Below are 23,362 nucleotides of genomic sequence, written 5' to 3'. Positions count from 1 at the left end.
TCGCCGGGAATATCTGTATGGATTCCATCACTGCCACTTCTGCATCGCTGTTCGACCAAGGGCCACTCGGCCAACTGGTCGAAATGGGCGGCCCAGTCATGATCGTTCTGATCGCCATAGCTGCCATTGGCGTGATCACGTTCTTTTACCTGATGCTGTTCGGAGCCTTCTATGCCCCGCGATTTACCCGAAAGTTGCGCTACCTGGTTCAGCAATGGCAGGCATCCCCGGCCCAGACTTCCCCGGAAAAGATCAGAGCCGACGCCGGCTTGCTCGGGCGCACCAATCCGCTGATGCATCTGCTGGTCAACACCATGACCGCCAGCAAGAGCAATCCGAACATCAGTGCGGTGCGGGAAACGGCAGTACGGGATGCACAAGCGGCGCTGGAACCGTTCGAGGCCCCGTTAAAAATCATCGAAGTGATTGCTGCTCTGGCCCCGTTGCTGGGCCTGCTGGGCACCGTAATGGGCATGATGGAGGCATTCAGCGCGATGGCGGCGACCGACGGCCGCGCCAACGCCAGCCAGCTTTCCGGTGGCATCTATGAGGCGCTGACCACGACGGCCGCAGGTCTGGTGGTGGCCATTCCCTTTGCGGCTCTGGCGGCGTGGATCGAATTCCGTCTACGCCGGATTCACAAAACCATCAACAGTGCCCTGGTCAGCGTCTTCAACGTTTTACCTGGCAACGAGCAGGCCGCTCAGGCCGAACCAGCTACACCGGTGGCCGAACCCCGCTCTAATAAAGCAGCAGAGACTGACCGGGGTTACTCGGTCGGCGATAATCAGCGGCTGGCTCATGCAGCTGGTTGACCCCCGGCCAAACCGCCCGATTCCCATCCGGATAACACCACTGATCGATGTGGTGTTCATCCTGTTGGTGTTCTTTATGCTCACCACCCGATTGCTACCGGTAGATTACCTGGAACTGGCGAACAATACCGGCCAGCAGAGCACTGCCACGGGCGAGCCTCTACCAGAACTCAGAGTCAATGCCGATGGCACGGTGCGCTGGAAGGAGAAGGATCACACCCTGGCGCAGTTACTGTCGACGCTGAACGTTGAAGGTGTGAGTGAAGCCAATCTGGCCACAACACCCGATACCAGCCTGGCCCATTTCACCCGGACCCTCAGTGCGCTGGATAACGCTGGCATTGAACCTCACTGGAAGCGTGCGAACACGCCTGACTCATGACAGAACTGGTTCCACCCCCATCAACCTCTGGCAAGGGCCTTCTGGAACGCGTTGAAGACGCATTGCTGCCTTTGATCAATCTGGTGTTTCTGCTGCTGATGTTTTTCATTGTGGCCGGACAACTCACCAACGAGCCACTGCCAGAACTGCCTGGCACCGAGCAGAGTCCGGATCAGCAGGCACCCGAAGCCGACATGATGGTTCAGGCCGATGGTCAATGGCAGGTCGAAGGCAAGCACCAGACCCGCGAGAGCCTGCTTGCGGCGTTGCCTGCTCCTGATGAAAACGCACCGCTGAAAATTGCTGCGGATCAAAGCCTGACCATGGCCGATCTGGAGGATTTGCTGAAAATATTGGAAGAGGGCGGTTATTCGGAAGTTCTGCTGCTCACGGAGCCTGCCACATGACAACAGCAGGTCGGCTACCCAAAGCCCTGTTCCTGATCATCGCCATGATCGCAACCGCCATTACAGCGGTCCTGGCCACGCCCGAGGAAACGCTGGAAATGCCGGTTCTGGGCGACAGCGCCGTGAACACCGCACCCGCAATCAAGATCAACCTCGCCGGCAAGAAAACGGTAGAGCCAAAGCCGGAAATCACCCCGGAACCCAAGCCCGAACCGGCTCCGGAGCCTGAACCCCAGCCCAAGCCTGTCCCCAAACCAGAGCCAAAGCCGGAACCGAAACCTGAACCGAAGCCGGAACCCGTTCCAGAGCCTGAGCCTGAGCCAATACCGGAACCTGCCCCCACACCGCAGGAACCAGAATCCAGCACCACCGAGGTCGTGGCAGAAAGTTCCGAACAACCTCAGGGCGAAGAAGCGGACAGTAACACCAACCAAAGCGCGGTACCTTTACAGAATGCCGGTCAGTCATCACAGGTAGACAGCTACCTGAGCAAGCTCAGCCGGCACCTGGCGCGCTATTACGAGTATCCTCGCCGTGCCCGCCGGCTAGGCCAGGAGGGTACACCGGTGATTGTCTTCGAGTTCCGGCGCGATGGCTCGCTGGTGGAACACTCACTGCGCGACAGTTCCGGGCACTCATTGCTGGACGATGCTGCTTTGGCCATGCTGGCGCAAGCTGCGCCACTGCCAGCCGTGCCGGACTCCATGCGCGGCAAGTCCTTTATCTACGCTCTGCCAGTCCGTTTTAATCTGCGCTGATTCACCCGCTGCAAGGCACCAAGGAAAGGCAGGGCGCACTCTGCCGGTGCGCTGGCCAGCAATGCAGGCACCAAACCGCAACCGACGCCCCCACTCAACCTGTTGATTCTTAAATCAAACCCTGAAAGCTTCCAACGCTGGCACGCTCTCTGCTCAGACATCCTCAGCAGATAGCCTGATCATTTTCATGCAGGCTGCCCGCGCACATTCTGTTCAGACGACGGCGTCTACTCATTCCTGTCCCTACCGGGCAGGCAATGAGGGCGCCGTTTTTTGTTGGCTCCAGACAACCAGAAAGCGATCAGGGGAACACACTATGTCTTACATCATGCCTTCGGAGTTCGTCACCAAGATGGTGGACGCCGGTGAATCAAAAATATACATGGCCACCCGGGATGTCCTCATCCGGGCCTTTATGGCCGGGGCCATCCTGGCACTGGCGGCGGTATTCGCCATTACCGTCGGCGTACAGACCAGCAGCCCGCTGGTCGGCGCACTGCTATTCCCAGTCGGGTTCTGCATGCTTTATCTGATGGGATTCGACCTGCTCACCGGCGTATTCATGCTGACCCCGCTGGCCTTGCTCGATCGGCGCCCCGGGGTGGATACCCGCGGCATCCTTCGAAACTGGGGCTGGGTGTTCCTGGGCAACTTCGGTGGAGCCCTGACGGTTGCCACCATCATGGCTTTTGTTTTCACCTACGGTTTCAACACGGAAGCCGGGGTGGTCGGCGACAAGATTGCCTCGATCGGCAAGGCCCGCACCCTGGGTTATGCCGAACATGGTGTGGCTGGCTGGTTCACCATCTTCCTGCGGGGCGTGCTATGCAACTGGATGGTGTCCATGGGTGTGGTGGGCGCGATGATCTCCACCACGGTCCAGGGCAAGGTACTGGCCATGTGGATGCCGATCATGCTGTTCTTCTACATGGGCTTTGAGCACTCCATCGTCAACATGTTCCTGTTCCCGTTTGCGCTGATGATGGGCGGCGAGTTCAGTATCATGGATTACTTCATCTGGAACGAGATCCCCACCGTTCTGGGCAACCTGGTAGGTGGCCTGTCCTTCACTGGGCTGACGCTTTACGCCACCCACGTTCGCACCGCACCCAAGCGCACCCTGACAACAGACTACCGCGAACCCGTCAGCGCCCGCAGCGCCTGATTACCACTAAGGCCCCGCCGGTGCCGCACACACCGGCGGGCTTCAGTGGCTCATATTCATGTCCAACTGCGAACAGCTCACGATAGAAGCCGGACAATTCAGCAGCGCCGGCCGGAAACCCGCCAATCAGGATTTCCATGGCCTGCTGATACCCGACAATCACCAGCGCCACAGCAAGGGAATTGCGGCAGGAATCGCCGATGGCATCAGCTCCAGCAATGTCAGCCAGATCGCCAGTGAAGCGGCGGTGGCCGGCTTCCTGAGCGACTACTACTCAACCCCCGAGAGCTGGTCGGTGAAACAATCGGCCGAACGGGTGCTGAGGGCAAGCAATGCCTGGCTGCACGCCCAGACCCGACAAAGCCGATATCGCTATGACCAGGACCGGGGCTACGTCTGCACCTTCAGTGCCCTGGTTCTGAAATCCGCAACGGCGCACCTGTTTCATGTGGGAGACGCCCGTATCTACCGGCTTCAGGGCAACACGCTGGAACAACTCACAACCGACCACCGGGTCTGGCTTTCGGCCGAGGAAAGCTGCCTGAACCGGGCTCTTGGACTGAGCCCGCAACTGGATATCGAGTATCGCAGTCTCGCCCTGCACCGGAACGACGTGTTTCTGATGATGACCGATGGTGTTTACGAACGGCTCTCGGCCGGTGATATCACCCTTTGCCTTGCCGACAACGGGGACGATCTGGATCACGCCGCCCGGTCGCTGGCCCAACTCGCCCTGGAAAGGGGAAGTGAGGATAACCTGACGGTCCAGGTATTGCGGGTAACCCGGTTACCCTCTCGGACACAGGACACCAGCGCCCAGAAAGCCTATCGCGAACTGCCATTCGCGCGCGAGCCCGCTCCCGGTGAGGTGCTGGACGGCTACCGAATCATCCGGGCCCTGCATATCAGCAGCCGAAGCCACGTTTACCTGGCCAGGGATGAGAGGTCCGGGAAGCAAGCCGCAATTAAGTTCCCGGCGATGGAGTTGCGGCAGTATCCGGATGAGCTGGAGCGATTCGTTACTGAACGCTGGATTGCCCAGCGCGTTCAGAGCCCCCATGTGGTTGCCATCTTTGCCCCGGAGCGTCCGCAAAGTTGCCTGTATCTGGCTACTGACTTTGTAGAAGGTTGTACCTTGCGGCAATGGATGCTTGATCACCCGCAGCCAGATCTGGAAACCGTGCGACAACTGGCCGAGCAGATTATCCGGGGGCTCAGGGCCTTCCACCGGCTGGAAATGGTGCACCAGGATCTGAAACCCGAAAATGTCCTGATCACACCGGATGGCCGCGCCATGCTGGTCGATTTCGGAGCCACCCGGGTCGCCGGTCTGGAAGAAGCGGGCAAGCCTGCCGCTTGCTATCCGGTTGGAGCCGCCCTCTACTCGGCGCCGGAGCTCTTTCTCGGCGAACCCGGCAGCTGGCAGTCGGACCAGTACGCCCTGGGCGTGATTATCTATCAACTATTAACCGGGCGCCTGCCCTACCATACCGATGTACCCCGCATCCGCACTCGCAAACAACTACAGGCTCTGACATACCGGCCCGCCAGGGCCTGGCGTGAAGACCTGCCGCCGTGGCTGGATGCCACCCTGGCCCGGGCTACCCATCCGGAGCCCCATCGCCGCTACCCGGCGTTATCGGAACTGCTCTACGAACTCCGACACCCCGGACGAGACTGGCGTGCCCGACACCATCCACCTCTCATGGAGCGGCACCCGGTGCGTTTCTGGCAAGGCGTCTCGGCCCTGCTCCTGCTGGCACTATTAACCTCCCTGGCCAGTGGCTCCTGGAACTGAGCCCCGGGCCATTTATTGCCCAGCCAGCAAAAGCTCGCCCGCCCGCCAAGCAACGCCTTGCCCGAAGACACTCAGACATTGCCCGAACTCCACGTAACTAGTTGTTATATCAATACATTCAACAACTGGCACGGCGATTGTTATCTATTATGCCGTCCAGGGAACATCCTTGGGACACTCATTCACAACATTGTCATGGAGCAGACTATGCCAACTCCTTGTTATATCAGCATCGAAGGCCAAACCCAGGGTAACATCACCGCTGGCGCGTTCACTTCCGATTCCGTAGGCAACATCTACGTTGAAGGTCATGAAGACGAAGTGCTGGTCCAGGAATTCAGCCACACCGTCTTGGTCCCAACAGACCCTCAGTCTGGCCAGCCTTCTGGACAGCGCGTTCATAAGCCTTTTGAGTTTACTGCAGCCCTGAACAAAGCCACCCCGCTGATGTACAACGCCCTGGCTTCCGGCGAAATGCTGCCGAAGGTAGAGCTCAAGTGGTACCGCACTTCGGTAGAAGGCAAACAGGAGCACTTCTTCTCCACCATTCTGGAAGATGCCACTATCGTTAATATCGACTGCAAAATGCCTCACTGCCAAGATCCTGGCAGCGCAGACTTCACTCAGTTGGTCACCGTTGCTCTGTCCTACCGTAAAGTTACTTGGGAACACACCGTAGCTGGAACTTCTGGCGCTGATGATTGGCGCGCCCCAGTCGAAGCCTAACCAATTCGGCGTCACCCAAGGCCTTGATTCAGGGCCTTGGGATCCTCAACTCCGAAGTAACCAGAAATGCTGCAATACCTTTCGGTTCTTTATTTTACTACTGTGCGATAAGATCTTGGCGGAAAAGCAGTTTGTGTATTGCCCGTTCAAACACTCATTAATAATCCGAGTCTTCAACGGGTAATAGCTGACAGCTATTTCGCGAGCAGGAAAGAGGCACCCTCATATCGGACTAGGCTAACCAGACCGCCGCAGTACCACCGCTCGCAATCACGAACCTGCCATTTTCTTTTAACAGTTAACCCAAAAGGACGTACTCAATGAAATTTGGAGCGATTCTATCCTTAACTATACTATTGACTGGGTGTGCAACCTCTCAAACCACAATATCTTATAGTGGCGAATTTAACCTTCAGGTTCCAACAAAGTTGCTTTCAGGATCCACCGTTTTCACTGCTGACGGATTATCAGTAGGATGGCCCGAGGGCAATTTAATTTCTGGGATCGTAATAACAAAAGAGCTAGAGTCTCTACCAAGTGACTTCGACCTAAAAGATTATCCAAAGTATCTTTTTAATATAAAAGATAAAACTGATCTTGATAAAAAAACTGCCGACATACTCAAGAACTCAACCATCGAAATTGATCATTCTTTTGGAATTGATAACCTCACTATAATATCAAAATTTGACACTGAAATTTATAGCGCTTGCAAAGATGAGAAATGCATTGCATTTATAATAAAAAACAATGTAACTGACCACCTATTATCAATTTATTCCCAAGGAATTACTGAAATAGAGTTTATTAGCTTAGCAGAAGGAATTTGAGATGCTGACCACTAGCGAAAAGGATGCGCTTTATATTTTAATAGCGGCAACTCTGGGCGATGATCTTTCGATTCGATCCCGAAAGTCCCAGTTTAACAATAGGACCGTTAATGTAGTTGAAGACATGATAATTGCAAACATGGATTGCAATGCTAATATGAGGGAACTTATTGTCAACTTATTGGACGGATCGTCCATGCTAACAAGGGGCTGGTTGAAAAAAATCCTCAAGACATCAAAAAACAAAATTAAAGAGATGGATCTACATGGATATGGCTGCTTGGTTTCGACAAAATCCAGATGGAAAAGTGCCATTATAACATCAGTTTTCTGGTAGCGCCCCGAACCAATACACCGATTTTTGAGCGCAGTGTGAGCAGCGCCAACATCTACAATGGACCAGATGGGTGCCAAACTTTTCGTCAACGTACGCATTAACATGATGTGCAAGCGTTTTCGCGCGGTTCAATTCAAGCCTCCTATTCTCGACTCTTTGAACTGAACAGGGATCCGTTTGATGCAGAAAACTATCGCTTTAGGGTTTGTGTTGGTCAGCCTGCTCTCTGGTTGTGCTACTACTGGCCAGACACCCATTGAGTTTCACACCTCCAATCACCTGACTTTTGAACTCGGTAGTGGTCGATTTAATACGATTGATGTGCAACCTTTTGAAACCCAGCTTTGGCTTGGTTCCGCAATGGTTGGTTCGTTGATGACCATGGAAACCAGTCCAGATTTTGATACCGCTGTCGACGAGGTCAGGCAAGGATTTAATGAAGCGCAAGGATCCTCCGGCAAGGTCGTTCAGCTGGATTTGGGTAACAGCGCCTACGGCTTCTCAGTCGCCGTCAATGGATACACCACTGCATTTATCGCCACCTCAAAACATCCAACTTCGTGGATTACCATCAGTACTCAGGATGACATTTTCGAAGAAGTTCTGTCTTCATTGTCTGTTAGCAAAACACGCGAATGATTTACCCTGTTTATGTTTGTTTAGGCGATGAAACAACTGCCCATGGTGCAGAGATACCAGATATCCCCGGATGTTTTGCTGCATCTGATGAGTGGGATGACCTACCGGCTCATATGCTTGATGCCTTTCGTTTGAGCATGGAGGGTACAGCAGAAGAGCCACCTGCACCCTCCACCATATCCTCACTTGAGGCGCGCTACGATTTTGAAGGGGGCATTTGGATGCTCTTTAATACAGAATCCGGGGAACTCAGGCCACCCACTTCCGACCACTAGCCGCAAACTCCACGACCAGCTCGAAAACGTTGTCACACTTCTCTTTGAAAGCCACTCGGTCGTAGCTTTCCGGCAGATCCTTATCGAGAACTTCTTCAATCGCTGCTTTTACCGCGCGCTGAGTCTGACCATCCTTCCACCAATCCTGAACCAGCACTTTCGGATGGCCCTCCAATAGCCGAATAATCAGATCCTTGGCAGCCAGCTTCACCTTTTGCTCTTCCCCCCTGGTGAGTTTGTCTTTCTTCAAGAGATCGTAAATCTCCAGCTCGTCTTCACTCAGGCCCTCGCGGATATGCCGTTCGGATTCTTCCCGAATATTACCAACGTACTGAACCAGATCTTCATAGTACGCATCCGCAGACGAACTGCCCGAATTGTACTTGTCGATGATCTCCTGTAACCGCTGGGCAAAATCTGTGCGGGTGTGGTTCTGCTCAAGAAGCTGCTGCAATTTGTCTTCGATAAAAGCACGCAACTCTGCGATCTCAATGTGCTTGTACTCGGCTTTCCTGAAATCTTCTCGAAGCTTGTCGTAGTTGATCTTACTCAGGTCCCAACCCTGGCCTTTTTGGACGATCTCATATTCAGCCCGGTGCTCCTTGATGTTAAACGCCTCGGCGTTGTCCACCACTACACTCTCGTCCAGCAGCTCCGAGATCTTTTGACTGACTTCATCAATATCAGCCTGCTCCACCAGCGCGTCCACCACCCCACGGAGATACTGAATCGCCGCTATACGCTGATTGTCATGCTGCTGGAAGATTTCCGGCTTGCAGGCCTCATAAAGCGCCGTCACGGTGTTCTCGTAAACGTTAAACTGCTTGCGCCAGTCTTCTTTGCTCAGGAGGGTATCCGCCGCCTGATTGAAAAACCCGATGTTCTTGAACGTATCCTGCTTCTCAAACACCGCATTCATCTCGATATCCCGCTCCCGGCAGAACTCAAGTGTTTGGCTAACCGCATCATCAAGTAACTCAAAGAGCTCAGACTTCTCCTGAACCGGCTGCTCCTCGCCATCCGCGCCCTGCGCGTAATCTTTCAGTGCTTTGCGCATGTTGCGGAACACGTTGTAATAATCGACGATTTCGCCGTTTTTCTTCTCGACCAGATCACCGCTGTGACCCTTGACGCGATAGGAAGCCACCCGGTTTGCCCGGGCAATGGTCTGCATCAGAGTGTGGCCCTTCATGGGCTTGTCGAGATAAAGCGTGGATATGGTGGGCGCATCGAACCCGGTTAGCCACATGGCGCACACGAACACCAACTGAAGAGGGTGCTCCGGGTCTTTGAAGTTATACTCAACATCGTGCATGTGCTCATCAAGCTGCTCCAGACGCTTGATGTGCGGCTTGATATCCAGGCCCTGCTTTTCGAATTTCTCCTCGTCCGCTTTCGGATCACTGATCACTACGGCCATCTCGACCGTTTTCATGTAATCCCTGATTTTCTTGTAACGGGCCTTTTCAACCTCGTTGGTCGATTCTTTGATCAGCTTCAGCAGGCGCTTCTGTTCGTCTTTCCAGTGCTGCTGCACTTTGTCGTACATGCGCACGGCGGTGAACTTGTCCAGCGTGATGACCATGCCCTTACCGAGATAACCACGGCGGGGAAAGTGATACACGATGTCTCGGGCAATGGTATCCAGGCGGTCGTCCCGCTTGATCACTTCCAGTTCACGGGCATACTTTTTCTCCAGCTTCTCTTGCTGCGCCTCGTCCAGGTTTTCGTCTTCCAGTAGCTCGTAGAACTCATCCCCCAGATCGTCGTTCTGGATCAATACCTTTGGCACCCGTTTCTCGTAGAACAGTGGGACGGTGGCGTTATCTTCCATCGCCTGCTGGAAGTTGTACTCAGACACGTAATCGCCAAACCAGCTGTTGGTCTTGCGGTCACGCCCCAACAGTGGTGTGCCAGTAAAGGCCAGGAAGTGCGCACCTTTCAGACCTGCCCGCATGTTCTCGGCAAGGTTCTTGTACTGGGTGCGGTGCGCCTCATCCACCATCACAATGATTTCCCGGTTTTCCTTTTCCGGGTCAAACAACCGGGGGTACTTCCGCCCCTTGTCGTACCGGAATTTCTGGATCAGGGTGAAGACCACCTTTTTGTTCTGACCCAGGAACTTGCGCATTTCCTCGGCATTGGCCGGTTGCGCTGCATCTTCTTTGCGAACCGTCTCCGTATTGAGGAAGTTCCGGTAGATCTGCCCGTCCAGATCCTGTCGATCAGTCACCACCACAAAGCTGAAATTACCCGTCGCTTTCCGGAAAATCTTGCGGGCGTAGAAAATCATTGAAAAGCTTTTACCCGAGCCCTGCGTATGCCAGAACACCCCGAGCTTGCCGTCGTATTCGCTGCGTTTACGGAAACGCTCATAGGCGTTGTTCACACCCAGGAACTGGTGGTTCTGGGCAATGATCTTGGTTTCGCCCTTATGGAAGAGGATGAAGTTCTCGACGTAATCCAGCAGGCGGGACTTTTCGCACAGGCCATCGGCAGCATGTTCCAGGCTGGTGGCCTGCTCGGTAATTTCCTTGCGGTTTACCGCCTCCTTCTCGCTCTCCACCCGGAACCAGTTAAAGAAGTGTTCCCAGCCAGCAGTGAAGCTGCCCACCCGGGTTTCCAGGGCATTAGATAGCACACAGAATGCGTTGCAGTGGAACAACTGGGGAATGTCGTGGCGGTAACTGCGCAGGTTATCCTCGAAGGCATTGCGCAACCGCACGTTGGAGTTCTTCAGTTCGATAAAGACCAGGGGCAGCCCGTTAACGTACAGGATGACATCCGGGCGACGGTAGGCAGCTTTGGGGGCCTGGCCCACTGATTTGATCCACAACTGGGAGACCGCCAGCCAGCGGTTCTGTTTCGGATCGTCAAAATGAACCAGCCGGACTTTCTCGTGCTGTTTGATGCCGCGCTCATCATCAAACTGCACCGGCACGCCATCCCGGATCAGGTCATACAGTTCCCGGTTGGCCGCAATCGGAGACATGGCTGCGCGCCGGTTCATCACCCGCTCAATGGCTTCGTCGATCTTGCTCTCAGGGATGCCAGGGTTCAACTCGAGGCAGGCGGTTTTTAACTCGACCGGGAAAATCACATCCCGCTTATCGGCACGGTGAGAACCATCGTTCGGTTCTTCCGGTTTTGCGGTATAGCAATCCAGTACATTAAAACCATGAATGTGCTGAAGGCGCTGCAAAAGCGCCTGCTCGATATTGTCTTCCGAAATAAAACTAGCCATCGGCCTGCCGACTCCATGGACCGGGTGGGTATTCTCCGGAGTTCTGCCGCTCCGTTAGTGGGCACCGCCTGCATTGTCCTGATTGAGTGGCTTGTTGGCGGCCTCCGCCTGCAAACGCTCAACCAACCAGACCTTGATGATAGATTGGCGGGTAACGCCAATACGCGCGGCCTCCCGATCCAGAGACTCTACGACCCAGGCCGGAAAATCAACATTGATTCGCTTTTGTTCCTGATTCACGCGCCGTGCAGAAGACAGATCAAGATCCTCAACAACGTCCTGCTGGGCTTCATCAAACTTCTTGTCGAAATCTTTAGCTTTCATAAAGCTCAACCTCTTTCTCCACAAAATCAATGCCGTGCTTGTCCAGATTGGCCTGGCTTTTGGTTCCGTCAAATTCAAACACATCCATGAGTACAAATTATTCCTTTTTTACTCAATCAACAAGAGAGTACTACAAAACCCTCACTGTCATCTCTCGTTTGGCTTCCAGATAGGGCGCCATCACATTGGCAACCCGGCAGATTCTGGCGTATTCCATCAGTTTGCCAGGACGAAAGGTTTTGCGAGTGCGATAAAGCTCCAGTGCCTCCAGCACCACATCCATGCCGATACGATTCCGGAACTTGAAGCAGTCCGCCAGGGTTTTCTCCGGGCTGTAGACATTCAGGGTGATTCCATCCACATCCACCTGTTCAATGCCTTCGCTAAAGGCCCGCCCGGAGAACCGGTATCCTGCCACCGGCGGATAGTCCAGTACCGGCAGGCGGGCATCCCGCTCCACCGCCAGATGCACCTGGTGGGGAATCTGTGTGGTTATGTCGTGCCAGTCCAGCGCGGAAATCAGGCAAAGCACCGCACTAGGGAACCGAGTAGCAGCGGCCACCAGATCCGGGTTTTCGATGGGCGGCAGATCCGCCAGCCGGTAAAGACCACGGCTGACCGGCTCAATCACCCCTTCGTCCCGAAGCTGATAGAACTGGTACCGACTATAGCCCCGGGCCAGCGCTTCGCTCAGGCGAAGCTGGCCGCCGTGCTGTCGGAACAGGGTTTGAAGTTGTGCCCGGGAGGATCGGGCAGAGTCGGAGTCAGACAAACTGTTACCACTTATTGATATCTGGTGACAGTTTGTCTGATAAGCGTTAAGGGTTCAAGCGGCGGCTTCGTCGGCGCTGTCTGACTCATCACTCTGCATGGAGGGCGGGAACTGGATATCCAGGTTTTCCACGGAGAGTTTGCCGGAGATCAGGCGGGGAAGGAGTTGGTTTTTGGTTTTCTCTAAGTTATCGTTCATTTTGATCAACGATCTTTTCTGATCGTAAAGCGGCTTCACCAGCTCTTCGAATTGCTCGATCAATCCGCTCTTCGGAACCAACACTTCGTTTGAATAGGCTTGTTTTCGATTTAACCCCGGTACGGCTGCATCGTTATTTATAAAATTAACGGAATGCAGGAGGTAATACAGGAAATGTTTGCTCAGATCAGACACAACGTAATAAACGGTGTCGATTGGGTAAAAGGCAACATCTGACCAATGAATCGCCCCTACATTACCCTTTCGACCCACGATAATCCCCGGCCGCTCAACGAGAGCTTCGTTGTGGAAACCAACAACGCCGCTTGAGCCATAAACAGGAACAGTGCCCTCAACACGATCCTCACTTTTAAGAGCTTTTCCATACTGAAGAACCAAGATGTCATTGAGCCTCTTGATCGACCAACCAGCCGGAAGGCCCTTCTCAAATTCTGCCTCCTGCCACCCCGGAAACCGGAACCGCACAAACCACTCGCGGTAGATTTCCTCGGCCATGTTTTCCAGCAGGGTGATGCGGCGTTTGTTGTTTTCGATCAAGTCGTCGTAGGTTGCCAATAAAGCTGCGACTTTTTCCTGAATATCTATTTCCGGCAAAGGAATTCGAAAATCGCCAATTTGCTTTCCGCTGATATGTGGGACATTCACGCCCGTAACGATCGGCTCTATGTACGATGCAAAGTACTTACTTGACACAAGATAACGGAGAAAGTCCTGCGACAAACCTCTCTTTGCCCGTAACCTAGCAACACGCTGCACTAATAAACACTTCGGATCGTGAGCTTTAATGAATGCCCATTTCAGCCCAGCATTGACCCAAGGTCGGTCCATAGCTACGACGATATCACCCGGTTCCAGAAGATAGTCTCGATAATCATCGACATCATCGGAATTCCAAAACTTCGCCTTTGTCCAGTCAATATATCCCTGCTGAACATTGTCACCCTTAACAAGTGGAATATCCGAGGATTTATCCGTGAATCGATCGCTCTTAAATGCGAAGCCCGGCTTAATTTCGGCATATTCTGAAAGGCGGACCATGGCAAACTTGGAAATATGAGTTTCCATCAATTCGTCTCCAAGATTTGATCTACGTTCACAGAAATCAATCTGGAGAGAGTGCTGGCCTCAGAGTTGAGCTGTCCGAGGGATTGGTTCCATTCCGCCAAGTCCGAAAGAAACTCCTCCTCAGTCTTCCCATCCTCCTCAATCACAACCCCCACATACCGCCCCGGATTCAAGGAATAATCCTGCTCCTTCACTTCCTCAGGTGTGGCCAGTTTGCACAGCCCGGTCACATCCTCGTACTCGGCATTCGGAAAACGCTCCTGCAGCCAGTGAATATGCTGGTAGTAGGCCTCGGCACTGCGAACCTCCTTGTGCAGTTCCTCCAGCGCCTCTTTCAAGCGGCGGGCGTTGCGGTCGGAGGTGGCGCGCTTGCCAGCTTGTCTGGCTTCTTCAGCTCTGGCCTTTTCGTGCTGGCGTACCACTTTGTCCAGTTGCTTCAGGCCGGTGTGCAGTTGCTGGAAGAAAGGATCAAATGTCGCTCTCAGTGCCTGCTGGGTGCGATTGGCGGTTTCGATGGCCTCCGGAGTGGTCAGGTGCAGGTCAGCGGCTTGGATGTAGGCATCGCTGGCCTGCTGCAGGGCTTTCAGGCCCTGCCACTGGCTGACCAGTTCGCCCACGGCCTGTTTGCCCTGGGTATCGTCCAGCACGTCAAGTAACTGCTCGCTGACCGGCTCCACTTTTTCACGGTTTGTCAGCAACTGTTCCATACCCTTGCGGAAGTAGCTGTCCACCAACCGGATAAAGTCCGCCCGCTTGCCCTTATGCAGCTTGCTGATAATGGCGATGTTCTGGACCTGTTCTTCGCTGAATTCCCGGTGTGCCCGGTCGATCTGAGTGAAAATGTTGCGGGCATCGATGAACAGGATGCGGTCGTCCTGCTTGTTCTTGTCGAAGAACCAGAGGGTGGCGGGCAGGGTGACCGTGTAGAACATGTTGGACGGCAGGGTGAGCATGCCGTAGATCAGGTTGTTCTCGATCAGGGTCTGGCGAATGTCCGCCTCGCTGTGGCGGGCATCGGAGGCGGAATTGGCCATCACCAATGCCGCCCGGCCGCTGTCCGGGGTGTTGTTCTTCAGGGAGGTGGCGAACAGATTGATCCACAGGTAATTGGCGTTGGGGACGGTTTCCTTGCCCTGCTCGCTGGCTTTGGCCTTGGTTTTCTTTCGGGGCAGGCCGTAGGTATTGAAACGTGGATCGTCTTCCACCGAGGCCAGGGGCACGTCGTCCACGTTAAACGGCGGATTGGCCATCACGAAGTCGAACTTGCCGAAGCCGTCAAACGGGTTTTCGGTGTAGCTGTTGGCCTGGCGAATCTCGCCCCGCAGGCCGTTAACCGCCAGGTTCATCTTCGCCAGCTTGACGGTATCCAGGGTCTTTTCCTGGCCATAGACGTAGAGCTGATCTTCTTCGTGGGCTTCGCCCAGTTCGTCCAGCTTCTTGCGGTGTCGCTCTACAAACTGCTGGGACTGCACGAACATCCCGGCCGATCCGCAGGCTGGGTCGTATACCGTGCCATGGTGGGGTTCGATGATTTCCACCATCAGTTTGACTACTGAGGTAGGGGTGAAAAACTCGCCGCCTTTCTGGCCTTCGCTCAGGGCGAATTTGCCCAGGAAGAACTCGTAGATTTTACCGAAAATGTCGCCATTGGCATCCGCCGGGATGTTGGAGAAATTCTTCAGCAATTCCGCCAGCAATGTGTTGCTGGTGCGGGTCAGGGCGAAGTATTCGTCCTTGGGCAGGATGCCATCCAGCTCGGGTTTGTATTCCTCGATGGCTTCCATGGCCTGTTTGATCTTTCGGGCCAGGTCTTCCTGCTCCGGCAGGCCCAGAAGGTAGTGGTAGCGGGCATGGTCCGGGAGGTAGAAACCGCATTTCTGGATGGCGATTTCGGAGATTGGTTTTTCCCGCCGGGTGCCTCTGAGCTCCGCAAACTCCCTGGTGATGTCCGGCTCGGCACGCTTGTACTTGTTGTCGGCGAATTTCAGGAAGATCAGGCCGAGTACCGGCGTGGCGTATTCGCTGGACTTGAGATCGGAGTTGGCCCGAAGGTTATCGGCGGCAGACCAAAGATCGTCTTCAAGCTGTTTGAGCTGTTCGGCATTCATGGTGGAAAGGTGTCTCCTGAAACTGCCACTACACAAAATGTGGAGAGACTCTAAACAACTCTGCCAACACGGGCCATAGCAATTTGTAAATTCGCTGGTTAGTCTATCCGTTCGAGCACGCTACTATTTTTTGACCCAGCCAGAATTCATGCCTCAACTATCCCCAAACTCACATGCCATCGGCACCCTCATGTGCCAGACCACCCGGGACATTCTCTGGGCACCGGCTGAAGGCTGGGTTCAGCAGAAAAACCCGGGCGCTAGGCTGGCATTGCGGGTTGGCTCGGGCCAGGCCACCTACCATCGTTTTGATCCCCGCAAGAAGCAACATCTGATCACCTACGGTGCCCGGATGATTGCCGCCAAGCACCAACCGGAAACCGCCCAGGGCTGGTTATCCACCCGGGAAATCCGGAGCCGCGGCTATTTTGAGGGGGAAGTGAGTGTGCTGAACCTGCTGGCGCACACCTGCTGCCATGAGTTCGCCCATTTGCTGCAGCACAGCGCCGGGCAACGGCATTACGGCTCGGTGCATAACCGGCATTTCTATGAAGCGCTGGATGAGTTGCACCACAGCGGTGCCGCAAACGCCACCCGGCTATACCTTGCGGAACAGGCCAGCGGCTGCGGGATCGAGCTATCCGCCGGGCCCTTTGAGTTTCCGAGTCCCACTGCGGAGCATCGGCACTGGCAGGTGGGGGATTCAGTGGTATTCGACGACGGCAGACGCGAAATTCAAGGCCAGGTGGTGCGCGTTAACCGCAAGACTTGCACCGTGACTGTCAGCCAGCATGCCCGGATCCTTCGTTACCGGGTGCCGCTGTCGCTGCTTCGGCGGGCTGCTGCGGCCTGACTCAGGCGGGTTCCCGGGCCCCGGTGCGAGCAAGCAGGTCCTGTATCTCCGGAAGGCAGGAGCCACAGTTGGTACCACACTTCAGGTGCTCGCCCAGTGCCTCCGGGCTGGCCATGCCCTGCTCAATGGCTTGGGCAATCTGGTGCTCACCCACGCCAAAACAGGTGCAGATAATCGGCCCCGCCGCCTCGCCTTCCACCGTCCCTGCTGCCAGTAACGACCGGCGTTGTTCCGACGCCAGCTCAACTTTGCCAAAACAACTGTCCAGCCAGTCCAGATCCGGCATGGTCTGGACACAGGGCTCAACCAGCAACACGGCGTCCAGTCGATCGCCACTAAGCCAGGCGGCCCGGTAGCGCTGTCTCGCCCGGTCTTCCATGACCAGTTCCGGTTCCCGCGAAAAACAACGTTGCCCCCATTCCCGCCAGTTCATCTCGTGGCCCCCGGCGAACCACCAGCCGTGACTGTGCGGCAGGCGCTGACAACTCCAGTAGGCAAGAGCGGTGTGGTCCAACGAGGCAAGGCGGGGATCACGCAGCAATAGCCTCGCCTGCCAGCGGGTCACCAGGGGCCGGATGGTCGCCACACCATGCTTGCCTTCTGGCTGACCGGAAATGGGATCCACAACCGGACGGATCAGGCTGGACGCCAAAGCGGAGGAGGCAAACCGGCCATTCCAGTGGATGGGCACAAACACTTCACCTGTGCGCTGGCCGGTGCTGCCCCGGACCCGGCCAACATAGCCCGCATTGCCCGGCCCACGCAGCACCGCCAGGGCACCTTCAATCAAACCAAAGCCGGCAATATCCGCCGGGTGCAACTCTATGAACGGCTCGCTGCGATGGGCAAACAGCCTGGGTGCCAGGGCCGTTCGGGTCATGGTATGCCATTGGTCACGGATTCGGCCGGTATTCACCACCAGCGGGTACCGGGGTCCAGGTAGCTGCCCGGGCGGCAAACTGGACACGGGCACCAATCGTGCCCGGCCATCCGGCGTGGGAAATTGCCCGTGCCCAAACAGCCGACGGGGTTGCAACCAGGCCCCGGGGTTACCCTCCGTGACCGGCCACTGCACCGGCGCCAGCTCGTCGTACTCCTGGTTGCTGAGTTGAGACAAGGCGGAGATATTGAACACACGCTCGCCTCCGTTACCATAGCCGGACAACACCGCATGTTCGCGAAAGATATCGGCAGGGCATGTGTAATCGAAAGCATGAGCATGGCCCAGCGAACAGGCAACGTCCCGAATAATCTGCCAGTCCGGCCGGACCTGCTCCGGCAGGGGCAAAAACCGGCGTTGGCGTGAAATGCGCCGTTCGGAATTGGTCACCGTTCCATCTTTCTCGCCCCAACCGGCAGCCGGCAAGAGAATATCGGCAAACTGCGTGGTATCGGTCTGGGCCACACAATCCGAGACGATCAGAGTCTGGCAACGGGACAGTGCCTGGTGAATACGTTCGCTGCCCGGCAGGCTGACTGCGGGGTTGGTGCCCATCACCCAGAGTACCCGGATCTCTCCCCGATGGACTGCCTCGAACAGGTCCACCGCTTTATGGCCGGGACCACGGGCCATCTGCTCGCTGTGCCAGAAATCCGAAACCCGGAGCAAGGCGCCCGGGGTGTCATAATCCATATGGGCTGCCAGAGTATTGGCCAGCCCGCCAACTTCACGGCCACCCATGGCATTGGGTTGTCCCGTCAGCGAAAACGGGCTCGCTCCCGGTCGGCCCACCCGGCCAGTAGCCAGATGGCAGTTAATGATGGCGTTGGCCTTGTCGGTACCAGCAACCGACTGATTAATGCCTTGGGAAAACGCGGTCACTGTCCGTCCGGTGTCTGCAAACCATCGATAGAAACACTCCACCTCTTCTACTGCCAGATCGCAGCCCCTGGCTACCGCTTGCACGGAAGGCGCACAGGATCGGGCGATCGCCAGGGTTTCCTCGAAGCCGTTACAGTGCTCGGCAAGGTAGTCCTCCGCCAGGGCCCCGTGATCGTGCAGCCAGACCAACAGGCCATTGAACAACAGGGTGTCGGTTCCGGGGCGAAGCTGAAGGTGCAGATCAGCGAGATCCGCTGTCGCTGTCTTTCTGGGATCGATGACCACCACTCTCCGTCCCTGACGGCGCGCAGCACTCATTCGCTGGTACAGTACCGGGTGGGCCCAGGCGACGTTGCTGCCCGCGAGCACCAGCAGGTCCGCCAGCTCAAGATCCTCGTAGCAACCGGGAACACAGTCCTCGCCAAAAGCACGCTTATGTGCCGCAACGGCCGAGGACATGCACAGTCTGGAATTGGTATCCACATGCGGTGTGCCGATGAACCCCTTGGCCAGCTTGTTGGCAATGTAATAATCCTCCGTGAGTAGCTGCCCGGAGAGATAGAAGGCCACGGATTCCGCGCCATGCTCACGCACCGAATCGGAAATGGCCCCGGCGACCCGGTCAATGGCTTCCTCCCATGTCACCTCATAGCCCGCGATCTTTGGCACCAGCAAGCGGCTGGTATCCTCCAGCGTCTCATGCAAGGCAGAACCTTTGACGCAAAGCCGCCCGCCATTGGCCGGGTGCTGATGATCGCCTTCGACATGGCCAGGGGCGGCCAGAACACCGCAGCCAACACCACAGTAAGGGCAGGTGGTGGCAATAGAGTCCGCTGGCGTGTCGTGGTGTTTCATGCTGTTCCTCGCTCTTGAACCAAAAAAGCCCACCACCCGGTTTCCGTTTCCAGAGCCGGGGGGCGGGCTTCGTTGCCTGTGTTGTCTGCCATAAAAGAAAGCAATTAGGGGGCCAGCGCACGATTTGATGTCTCCAAGGGCCTTGAATGGCGCCTGGTGCGCCTGTCGAAGCCAGTTGCACCGCTAAATAGCTTCCTTGAAAAGCCTATCGATGGGCGTTCACCTTGGTGCAAAGGGCGATTTTCTGCACCAAAACCACCCCGGCAAAGCACGGGCTTCCCCTGCTGGAACGACCAGGGCTCCCGCAACTTACTGAAATACATGAATAGTCCTGGATGGCACGGCTTGTGCTGAGTGATTAGTGAACCATCACGACATCACAGCTCTCATTTACAGGCATCGGCGCCTGCTCTCCGGCAACGGAGGCAGGCGCTTTTTTTTGCGCGTCTGAAATGAGAGAACCGAGAGGCATCACGATGAAGACAGTGAACCATTATGTTCGACCTTTACTGACCGCCACCCTGATCGGCCTAAGTTCCCTGGCCCAGGCCGATATTGGCCCGGCGGAGAAACCCGATCTCAAGCTTGGCTTTATCAAACTCACGGATATGGCGCCCCTGGCGGTTGCCTGGGAACAGGGCTACTTCATGGACGAAGGGTTATTCGTAGAACTCGAAGCCCAGGCGAACTGGAAGGTGCTGCTGGACCGGGTCATCACCGGTGAACTGGATGGTGCCCACATGCTGGCCGGCCAACCCCTGGGCGCATCCATAGGCTATGGCACCCAGGCCGATATCATCACCGCCTTCAGTATGGACCTCAACGGCAACGGTATTACCGTGTCCAACGACGTCTGGGAAGCGATGAAACCAAACCTGGAAATGGAAGGTGATCATCCGGAACACCCGATTTCAGCCAGCGCGCTGAAGCCGGTGGTTGAGCAGACCCGCGCCAACGGCGAGCGCTTCCGCATGGGCATGGTGTTTCCGGTGTCCACCCACAATTACGAGCTGCGTTACTGGTTGGCCGCCGGTGGCCTGAATCCCGGCTTCTACGCGCCCCAGCGCGGCGATACCAGCGGCACCATCCAGGCCGACGTGCACCTCTCCGTGACACCGCCGCCCCAGATGCCCGCCACCATGGAAGCAGGCACCATCCAGGGCTACTGCGTGGGCGAGCCCTGGAATCAGCAGGCGGTTTTCAAGGGCATCGGTGTGCCGGTGATTACCGATTATGAAATCTGGCCCAACAACCCGGAAAAGGTGTTCGGAGTCACCGAAGCCTGGGCCGAGCAGAACCCCAATACCCACCTTCGGTTACTGCGGGCTCTGATCCGCGCAGCTTACTGGCTGGACGAAAACCAGAATGCCAACCGGGAGGCCGCCGTGGACATCCTTGCCCGCCCCAGCTACGTGGGGGCCGACAGGGAAGTCATTGCCAACTCCATGACCGGTACCTTCGAGTATGAAAAAGGCGATGTCCGGGAAGTGCCGGATTTCAACGTCTTCTTCCGCTATCACGCCACCTATCCGTATCCGTCTGATGCGATCTGGTACCTGAGCCAGATGCGTCGCTGGGGCCAGATTCCCGAAGCACAATCCGACGACTGGTATATGAAGACCGCAGCCCGGGTGTATCGGGGCGATCTTTACGCCGAAGCGGCCCAGTCACTGATCGAGGACGGCCTGATGACCGCCAGTGATTTCCCGGACTTTGCCCAGGAGAATTTCGAACGTCCCATGCAGGGTGAGCTGATTGACGGCGTCCCGTTCACTCCGCGCGAACCCAATGCCTACATCAACCGTTTCAGTATCGGCCTGAAAGGGTCGGAGACGCCGTAAGGGAGGGCCCGACATGACGACGTTAAGCGCAAGAATCGGTCAGTCCATGGCCAGTGGCAGCCGCCAGCTACTTTCCGGTCTGCAACCGGGCGAATGGCTCAGCCAGGGCAAGCAACTGCTGTTACCACTGGTTGGTATTCTGGTCTTCCTGGGCTTCTGGCATCTGGCCGCACCACAGGTGGAAACCTCCCTGGGGGCCTTTCCCGGCCCGGTGCAAGTGTGGGAACAGTCCGGACAACTGTGGCAGGAGCATATCAGCCAGCGGGAGCGGGCCGATAAGTTCATCGCCATGCAGGAGGAGCGTAATGCCCGCATTCTGGCCGACAACCCGGAGGCAGACGTCCGTATTCGGGCTTACCCCGGCGCACCCACCTTTCTCGACCAGGTGGTCACCAGCCTGCTGACGGTGCTGGCCGGTTTCGCCCTGGCGTCGCTGATTGCAGTACCTCTGGGCATTGTGTTTGGCCTCAACCGGTATTTCCAGTCTGCGGTGAACCCACTGATACAAATCTTCAAACCGGTCTCTCCCCTGGCCTGGCTGCCGCTGGTGACCATGGTGGTATCGGCCACCTATGTCAGTGACGATCCAATGTTCGAGAAGTCGTTCCTGACCTCGATGATTACGGTCACTCTGTGCAGTCTCTGGCCAACACTGATCAACACCAGCGTTGGAGTGGCAGCGGTCAATCCCGACTTGCTGAACGTCTCCCGGGTACTTCGGCTGTCGTTCTGGACCCACGTTCGCAAGGTGGTTTTGCCTTCGTCGGTGCCGATGATCTTTACCGGCTTGCGGGTGTCGCTGGGCATTGCCTGGATGGTGCTGATTGCCGCCGAGATGCTGGCGCAGAGTCCGGGGCTGGGCAAGTTTGTCTGGGATGAGTTCCAAAATGGCAGTAGCCAGTCTTTGAGTCGGATTATGGTGGCGGTGCTGGCCATCGGGTTTATCGGGTTCTTGCTGGATCGGGTCATGCTGTTGATTCAGCGGAAGGTGGCCTGGAATGAGTGATCCCGTTCTGGAGCATGCCGCACCGGGTGGGTTACGCCTCCCGAAACACGCGGCGAGTACCCCGATGGGGTCCGGCCCGCAATCACAGATTGCGGTCGTAAAACTGTCGCGTGGAGCTTTGCTCCACAAGCGCTCGGTTTTACCCATGTACGCTCCGCAAAAACATCCATGTTTTTGAGGGTTTCGGGAGGCGTAACCCACCCGGCGCTCCGCTTGCTTTTGAGGTGAATTCCATGAGTAAACCACATTTAGAACTAACCGGTGTTGAAATGGCGTTTGATACGCCGAAAGGGCCTTTCATTGCCCTGGACAATGTGAACCTGAAGATCCAGAAAGGGGAGTTTGTTTCGCTGATCGGCCATTCCGGCTGCGGAAAATCGACGGTGCTGAACATTGTTGCCGGGTTACTGCAGGCCTCCAGGGGTGGCTGTGTGCTGGATGGGCATGAGGTAAATTCCCCCGGTCCCGAGCGGGCAGTGGTGTTTCAGAATCATGCCCTGATGCCCTGGTTAACGGTGTATGAAAACGTGGAGCTGGCGGTCCGGCAGGTGTTTCGCAAGTCGATGACCCGGCAGGAGCGCAAGGACTGGATCACCCATAACCTGGAACTGGTGAATATGGCCCACGCCGCCAACAAGCGGCCTGGCGAGATTTCCGGGGGGATGGCGCAGCGGGTGGGTATCGCCCGGGCACTGGCCATGAAACCCAGTGTGTTGCTGATGGATGAGCCGTTCGGGGCGCTGGATGCCCTGACACGGGCCCATTTGCAGGATTCACTGATGGAAATTCAGCAGGAGCTGAACAATACCGTGATCATGATTACCCACGATGTGGACGAGGCGGTGCTGTTGTCCGACCGCATTATCATGATGACCAACGGCCCTGCCGCCACGGTGGGGGAGGATCTGCACATTGATCTGCCAAGGCCTCGCAATCGTGTGGCCCTGGCGGACGATGCCCAATATGTGCATTACCGGCAGGAGGTGTTGTCGTTCCTGTACGAGAAGCAGCGCAAGCTGGAGTCACTGAACAGTCGCCGCGGCAGCAGTGCAAAACCCGAGGCGCCGGCAGCCAGGCATTCAGCTTCGGCCTGACTTTATGCCGGGGCGGGGCGCCCCGTC

Annotated in this window: 21 protein-coding genes; 15 read left to right on the top strand and 6 right to left on the bottom strand. The window is 56.2% G+C overall.

Features of this window, described 5'->3' with window-relative positions:
- The first annotated feature begins 17 nt into the window (after positions 1 to 17).
- The 11 genes from QPL98_RS08845 to QPL98_RS19445 all read left to right on the top strand — a co-directional run bounded on the left by QPL98_RS08845 (position 18) and on the right by QPL98_RS19445 (position 8,132).
- Positions 18 to 815: a MotA/TolQ/ExbB proton channel family protein gene (locus QPL98_RS08845; protein ID WP_303293103.1), complete on the top strand. Its 798-nt coding sequence runs from the start codon at positions 18 to 20 to the stop codon at positions 813 to 815.
- The gene (locus tag QPL98_RS08840) at positions 802 to 1,197 is read left to right on the top strand and encodes a biopolymer transporter ExbD (protein ID WP_286893655.1); all 396 of its coding nucleotides are present in this window, start codon (positions 802 to 804) and stop codon (positions 1,195 to 1,197) included. Before QPL98_RS08845 ends, QPL98_RS08840 begins: the two co-directional genes overlap by 14 nt.
- Positions 1,194 to 1,604: a biopolymer transporter ExbD gene (locus QPL98_RS08835; RefSeq protein WP_222447491.1), complete on the top strand. Its 411-nt coding sequence runs from the start codon at positions 1,194 to 1,196 to the stop codon at positions 1,602 to 1,604. Before QPL98_RS08840 ends, QPL98_RS08835 begins: the two co-directional genes overlap by 4 nt.
- Positions 1,601 to 2,362, top strand: a complete 762-nt coding sequence (locus QPL98_RS08830) for a TonB family protein (RefSeq protein ID WP_303293102.1) — start codon at positions 1,601 to 1,603, stop codon at positions 2,360 to 2,362. Before QPL98_RS08835 ends, QPL98_RS08830 begins: the two co-directional genes overlap by 4 nt.
- Positions 2,363 to 2,678: 316 nt before the next feature.
- Positions 2,679 to 3,527 (top strand): formate/nitrite transporter family protein, encoded by an 849-nt coding sequence (locus QPL98_RS08825; protein ID WP_303293101.1) that lies wholly within the window; start codon positions 2,679 to 2,681, stop codon positions 3,525 to 3,527.
- Positions 3,528 to 3,585: 58 nt separating this feature from the next.
- Positions 3,586 to 5,325, top strand: a complete 1,740-nt coding sequence (locus QPL98_RS08820; RefSeq protein ID WP_141066760.1) for a bifunctional protein-serine/threonine kinase/phosphatase — start codon at positions 3,586 to 3,588, stop codon at positions 5,323 to 5,325.
- A gap of 207 nt (positions 5,326 to 5,532) precedes the next feature.
- Positions 5,533 to 6,051 (top strand): Hcp family type VI secretion system effector, encoded by a 519-nt coding sequence (locus QPL98_RS08815; RefSeq protein ID WP_199451567.1) that lies wholly within the window; start codon positions 5,533 to 5,535, stop codon positions 6,049 to 6,051.
- A 320-nt stretch (positions 6,052 to 6,371) separates the two neighbouring features.
- Entirely contained in the window at positions 6,372 to 6,881 is a 510-nt protein-coding gene (locus QPL98_RS08810) for a hypothetical protein (RefSeq protein WP_199451566.1), read from the top strand.
- A gap of 1 nt (position 6,882) precedes the next feature.
- Positions 6,883 to 7,218 (top strand): hypothetical protein, encoded by a 336-nt coding sequence (locus tag QPL98_RS08805; protein WP_199451565.1) that lies wholly within the window; start codon positions 6,883 to 6,885, stop codon positions 7,216 to 7,218.
- Between the two features lie 180 nt (positions 7,219 to 7,398).
- Positions 7,399 to 7,857 carry a hypothetical protein gene (locus QPL98_RS08800; protein WP_228285423.1) on the top strand — a complete coding sequence of 153 codons (459 nt, stop codon included), beginning with the start codon at positions 7,399 to 7,401 and terminating at the stop codon, positions 7,855 to 7,857.
- Positions 7,854 to 8,132 (top strand): type II toxin-antitoxin system HicB family antitoxin, encoded by a 279-nt coding sequence (locus tag QPL98_RS19445; RefSeq protein WP_199451564.1) that lies wholly within the window; start codon positions 7,854 to 7,856, stop codon positions 8,130 to 8,132. Before QPL98_RS08800 ends, QPL98_RS19445 begins: the two co-directional genes overlap by 4 nt.
- Here QPL98_RS19445 and QPL98_RS08795 read toward each other — a convergent pair.
- From QPL98_RS08795 to QPL98_RS08775, 5 genes are all read right to left on the bottom strand, one after another.
- Entirely contained in the window at positions 8,107 to 11,376 is a 3,270-nt protein-coding gene (locus tag QPL98_RS08795; protein WP_303293100.1) for a type I restriction endonuclease subunit R, read from the bottom strand. The two genes, QPL98_RS19445 and QPL98_RS08795, sit on opposite strands and share 26 nt — an antisense overlap.
- Before the next feature lie 54 nt (positions 11,377 to 11,430).
- Positions 11,431 to 11,700 carry a CopG family transcriptional regulator gene (locus tag QPL98_RS08790; protein ID WP_303293099.1) on the bottom strand — a complete coding sequence of 90 codons (270 nt, stop codon included), beginning with the start codon at positions 11,698 to 11,700 and terminating at the stop codon, positions 11,431 to 11,433.
- A gap of 130 nt (positions 11,701 to 11,830) precedes the next feature.
- Positions 11,831 to 12,472 (bottom strand): type IV toxin-antitoxin system AbiEi family antitoxin domain-containing protein, encoded by a 642-nt coding sequence (locus tag QPL98_RS08785; protein WP_303293098.1) that lies wholly within the window; start codon positions 12,470 to 12,472, stop codon positions 11,831 to 11,833.
- 54 nt (positions 12,473 to 12,526) lie between these two features.
- Entirely contained in the window at positions 12,527 to 13,756 is a 1,230-nt protein-coding gene (locus QPL98_RS08780; RefSeq protein WP_303293097.1) for a restriction endonuclease subunit S, read from the bottom strand.
- Complete coding sequence (locus QPL98_RS08775; RefSeq protein ID WP_303293096.1) at positions 13,756 to 15,864, bottom strand: N-6 DNA methylase; 2,109 nt, start codon at positions 15,862 to 15,864, stop codon at positions 13,756 to 13,758. The genes QPL98_RS08780 and QPL98_RS08775 overlap by 1 nt, the downstream gene beginning before the upstream one ends.
- Before the next feature lie 190 nt (positions 15,865 to 16,054).
- Here QPL98_RS08775 and QPL98_RS08770 point away from each other — a divergent pair, with 190 nt between their 5' ends.
- Positions 16,055 to 16,717: a hypothetical protein gene (locus QPL98_RS08770; protein ID WP_303293095.1), complete on the top strand. Its 663-nt coding sequence runs from the start codon at positions 16,055 to 16,057 to the stop codon at positions 16,715 to 16,717.
- A gap of 1 nt (position 16,718) precedes the next feature.
- On the opposite strand, the gene QPL98_RS08765 is transcribed toward QPL98_RS08770, so the two are convergent.
- Positions 16,719 to 19,394, bottom strand: a complete 2,676-nt coding sequence (locus tag QPL98_RS08765; protein ID WP_303293094.1) for a nitrate reductase — start codon at positions 19,392 to 19,394, stop codon at positions 16,719 to 16,721.
- A 476-nt stretch (positions 19,395 to 19,870) separates the two neighbouring features.
- On the opposite strand from QPL98_RS08765, the gene QPL98_RS08760 reads away from it, so the two are divergent.
- The 3 genes from QPL98_RS08760 to QPL98_RS08750 all read left to right on the top strand — a co-directional run bounded on the left by QPL98_RS08760 (position 19,871) and on the right by QPL98_RS08750 (position 23,335).
- On the top strand, positions 19,871 to 21,235 hold the full coding sequence (locus tag QPL98_RS08760) for a CmpA/NrtA family ABC transporter substrate-binding protein (RefSeq protein WP_273030805.1): 1,365 nt from the start codon (positions 19,871 to 19,873) through the stop codon (positions 21,233 to 21,235).
- A gap of 13 nt (positions 21,236 to 21,248) precedes the next feature.
- On the top strand, positions 21,249 to 22,241 hold the full coding sequence (locus QPL98_RS08755; RefSeq protein ID WP_113879596.1) for an ABC transporter permease: 993 nt from the start codon (positions 21,249 to 21,251) through the stop codon (positions 22,239 to 22,241).
- Between the two features lie 233 nt (positions 22,242 to 22,474).
- Complete coding sequence (locus QPL98_RS08750) at positions 22,475 to 23,335, top strand: ABC transporter ATP-binding protein (protein WP_113879597.1); 861 nt, start codon at positions 22,475 to 22,477, stop codon at positions 23,333 to 23,335.
- The last annotated feature ends 27 nt before the right edge of the window (positions 23,336 to 23,362 follow it).

The sequence above is a fragment of the Marinobacter sp. ST-43 genome, from assembly GCF_030541085.1.
GTDB lineage: Bacteria > Pseudomonadota > Gammaproteobacteria > Pseudomonadales > Oleiphilaceae > Marinobacter > Marinobacter nauticus.
This window is presented reverse-complemented; position numbering and strand designations above follow the sequence as displayed.

What these genes read in the sequence shown, in the direction of transcription:
- QPL98_RS08765 (WP_303293094.1), bottom strand. Translation starts at nt 19,394, where the DNA reads ATGAAACACCACGACACGCCAGCGGACTCTATTGCCACCACCTGCCCT.
- QPL98_RS08775 (WP_303293096.1), bottom strand. Translation starts at nt 15,864, where the DNA reads ATGAATGCCGAACAGCTCAAACAGCTTGAAGACGATCTTTGGTCTGCC.
- QPL98_RS08795 (WP_303293100.1), bottom strand. Translation starts at nt 11,376, where the DNA reads ATGGCTAGTTTTATTTCGGAAGACAATATCGAGCAGGCGCTTTTGCAG.
- QPL98_RS08810 (WP_199451566.1), top strand. Translation starts at nt 6,372, where the DNA reads ATGAAATTTGGAGCGATTCTATCCTTAACTATACTATTGACTGGGTGT.
- QPL98_RS08825 (WP_303293101.1), top strand. Translation starts at nt 2,679, where the DNA reads ATGTCTTACATCATGCCTTCGGAGTTCGTCACCAAGATGGTGGACGCC.
- QPL98_RS08750 (WP_113879597.1), top strand. Translation starts at nt 22,475, where the DNA reads ATGAGTAAACCACATTTAGAACTAACCGGTGTTGAAATGGCGTTTGAT.
- QPL98_RS08840 (WP_286893655.1), top strand. Translation starts at nt 802, where the DNA reads ATGCAGCTGGTTGACCCCCGGCCAAACCGCCCGATTCCCATCCGGATA.
- QPL98_RS08815 (WP_199451567.1), top strand. Translation starts at nt 5,533, where the DNA reads ATGCCAACTCCTTGTTATATCAGCATCGAAGGCCAAACCCAGGGTAAC.
- QPL98_RS19445 (WP_199451564.1), top strand. Translation starts at nt 7,854, where the DNA reads ATGATTTACCCTGTTTATGTTTGTTTAGGCGATGAAACAACTGCCCAT.
- QPL98_RS08755 (WP_113879596.1), top strand. Translation starts at nt 21,249, where the DNA reads ATGACGACGTTAAGCGCAAGAATCGGTCAGTCCATGGCCAGTGGCAGC.
- QPL98_RS08830 (WP_303293102.1), top strand. Translation starts at nt 1,601, where the DNA reads ATGACAACAGCAGGTCGGCTACCCAAAGCCCTGTTCCTGATCATCGCC.
- QPL98_RS08790 (WP_303293099.1), bottom strand. Translation starts at nt 11,700, where the DNA reads ATGAAAGCTAAAGATTTCGACAAGAAGTTTGATGAAGCCCAGCAGGAC.
- QPL98_RS08845 (WP_303293103.1), top strand. Translation starts at nt 18, where the DNA reads ATGGATTCCATCACTGCCACTTCTGCATCGCTGTTCGACCAAGGGCCA.
- QPL98_RS08800 (WP_228285423.1), top strand. Translation starts at nt 7,399, where the DNA reads ATGCAGAAAACTATCGCTTTAGGGTTTGTGTTGGTCAGCCTGCTCTCT.
- QPL98_RS08780 (WP_303293097.1), bottom strand. Translation starts at nt 13,756, where the DNA reads ATGGAAACTCATATTTCCAAGTTTGCCATGGTCCGCCTTTCAGAATAT.
- QPL98_RS08760 (WP_273030805.1), top strand. Translation starts at nt 19,871, where the DNA reads ATGAAGACAGTGAACCATTATGTTCGACCTTTACTGACCGCCACCCTG.
- QPL98_RS08835 (WP_222447491.1), top strand. Translation starts at nt 1,194, where the DNA reads ATGACAGAACTGGTTCCACCCCCATCAACCTCTGGCAAGGGCCTTCTG.
- QPL98_RS08805 (WP_199451565.1), top strand. Translation starts at nt 6,883, where the DNA reads ATGCTGACCACTAGCGAAAAGGATGCGCTTTATATTTTAATAGCGGCA.
- QPL98_RS08770 (WP_303293095.1), top strand. Translation starts at nt 16,055, where the DNA reads ATGTGCCAGACCACCCGGGACATTCTCTGGGCACCGGCTGAAGGCTGG.
- QPL98_RS08820 (WP_141066760.1), top strand. Translation starts at nt 3,586, where the DNA reads ATGTCCAACTGCGAACAGCTCACGATAGAAGCCGGACAATTCAGCAGC.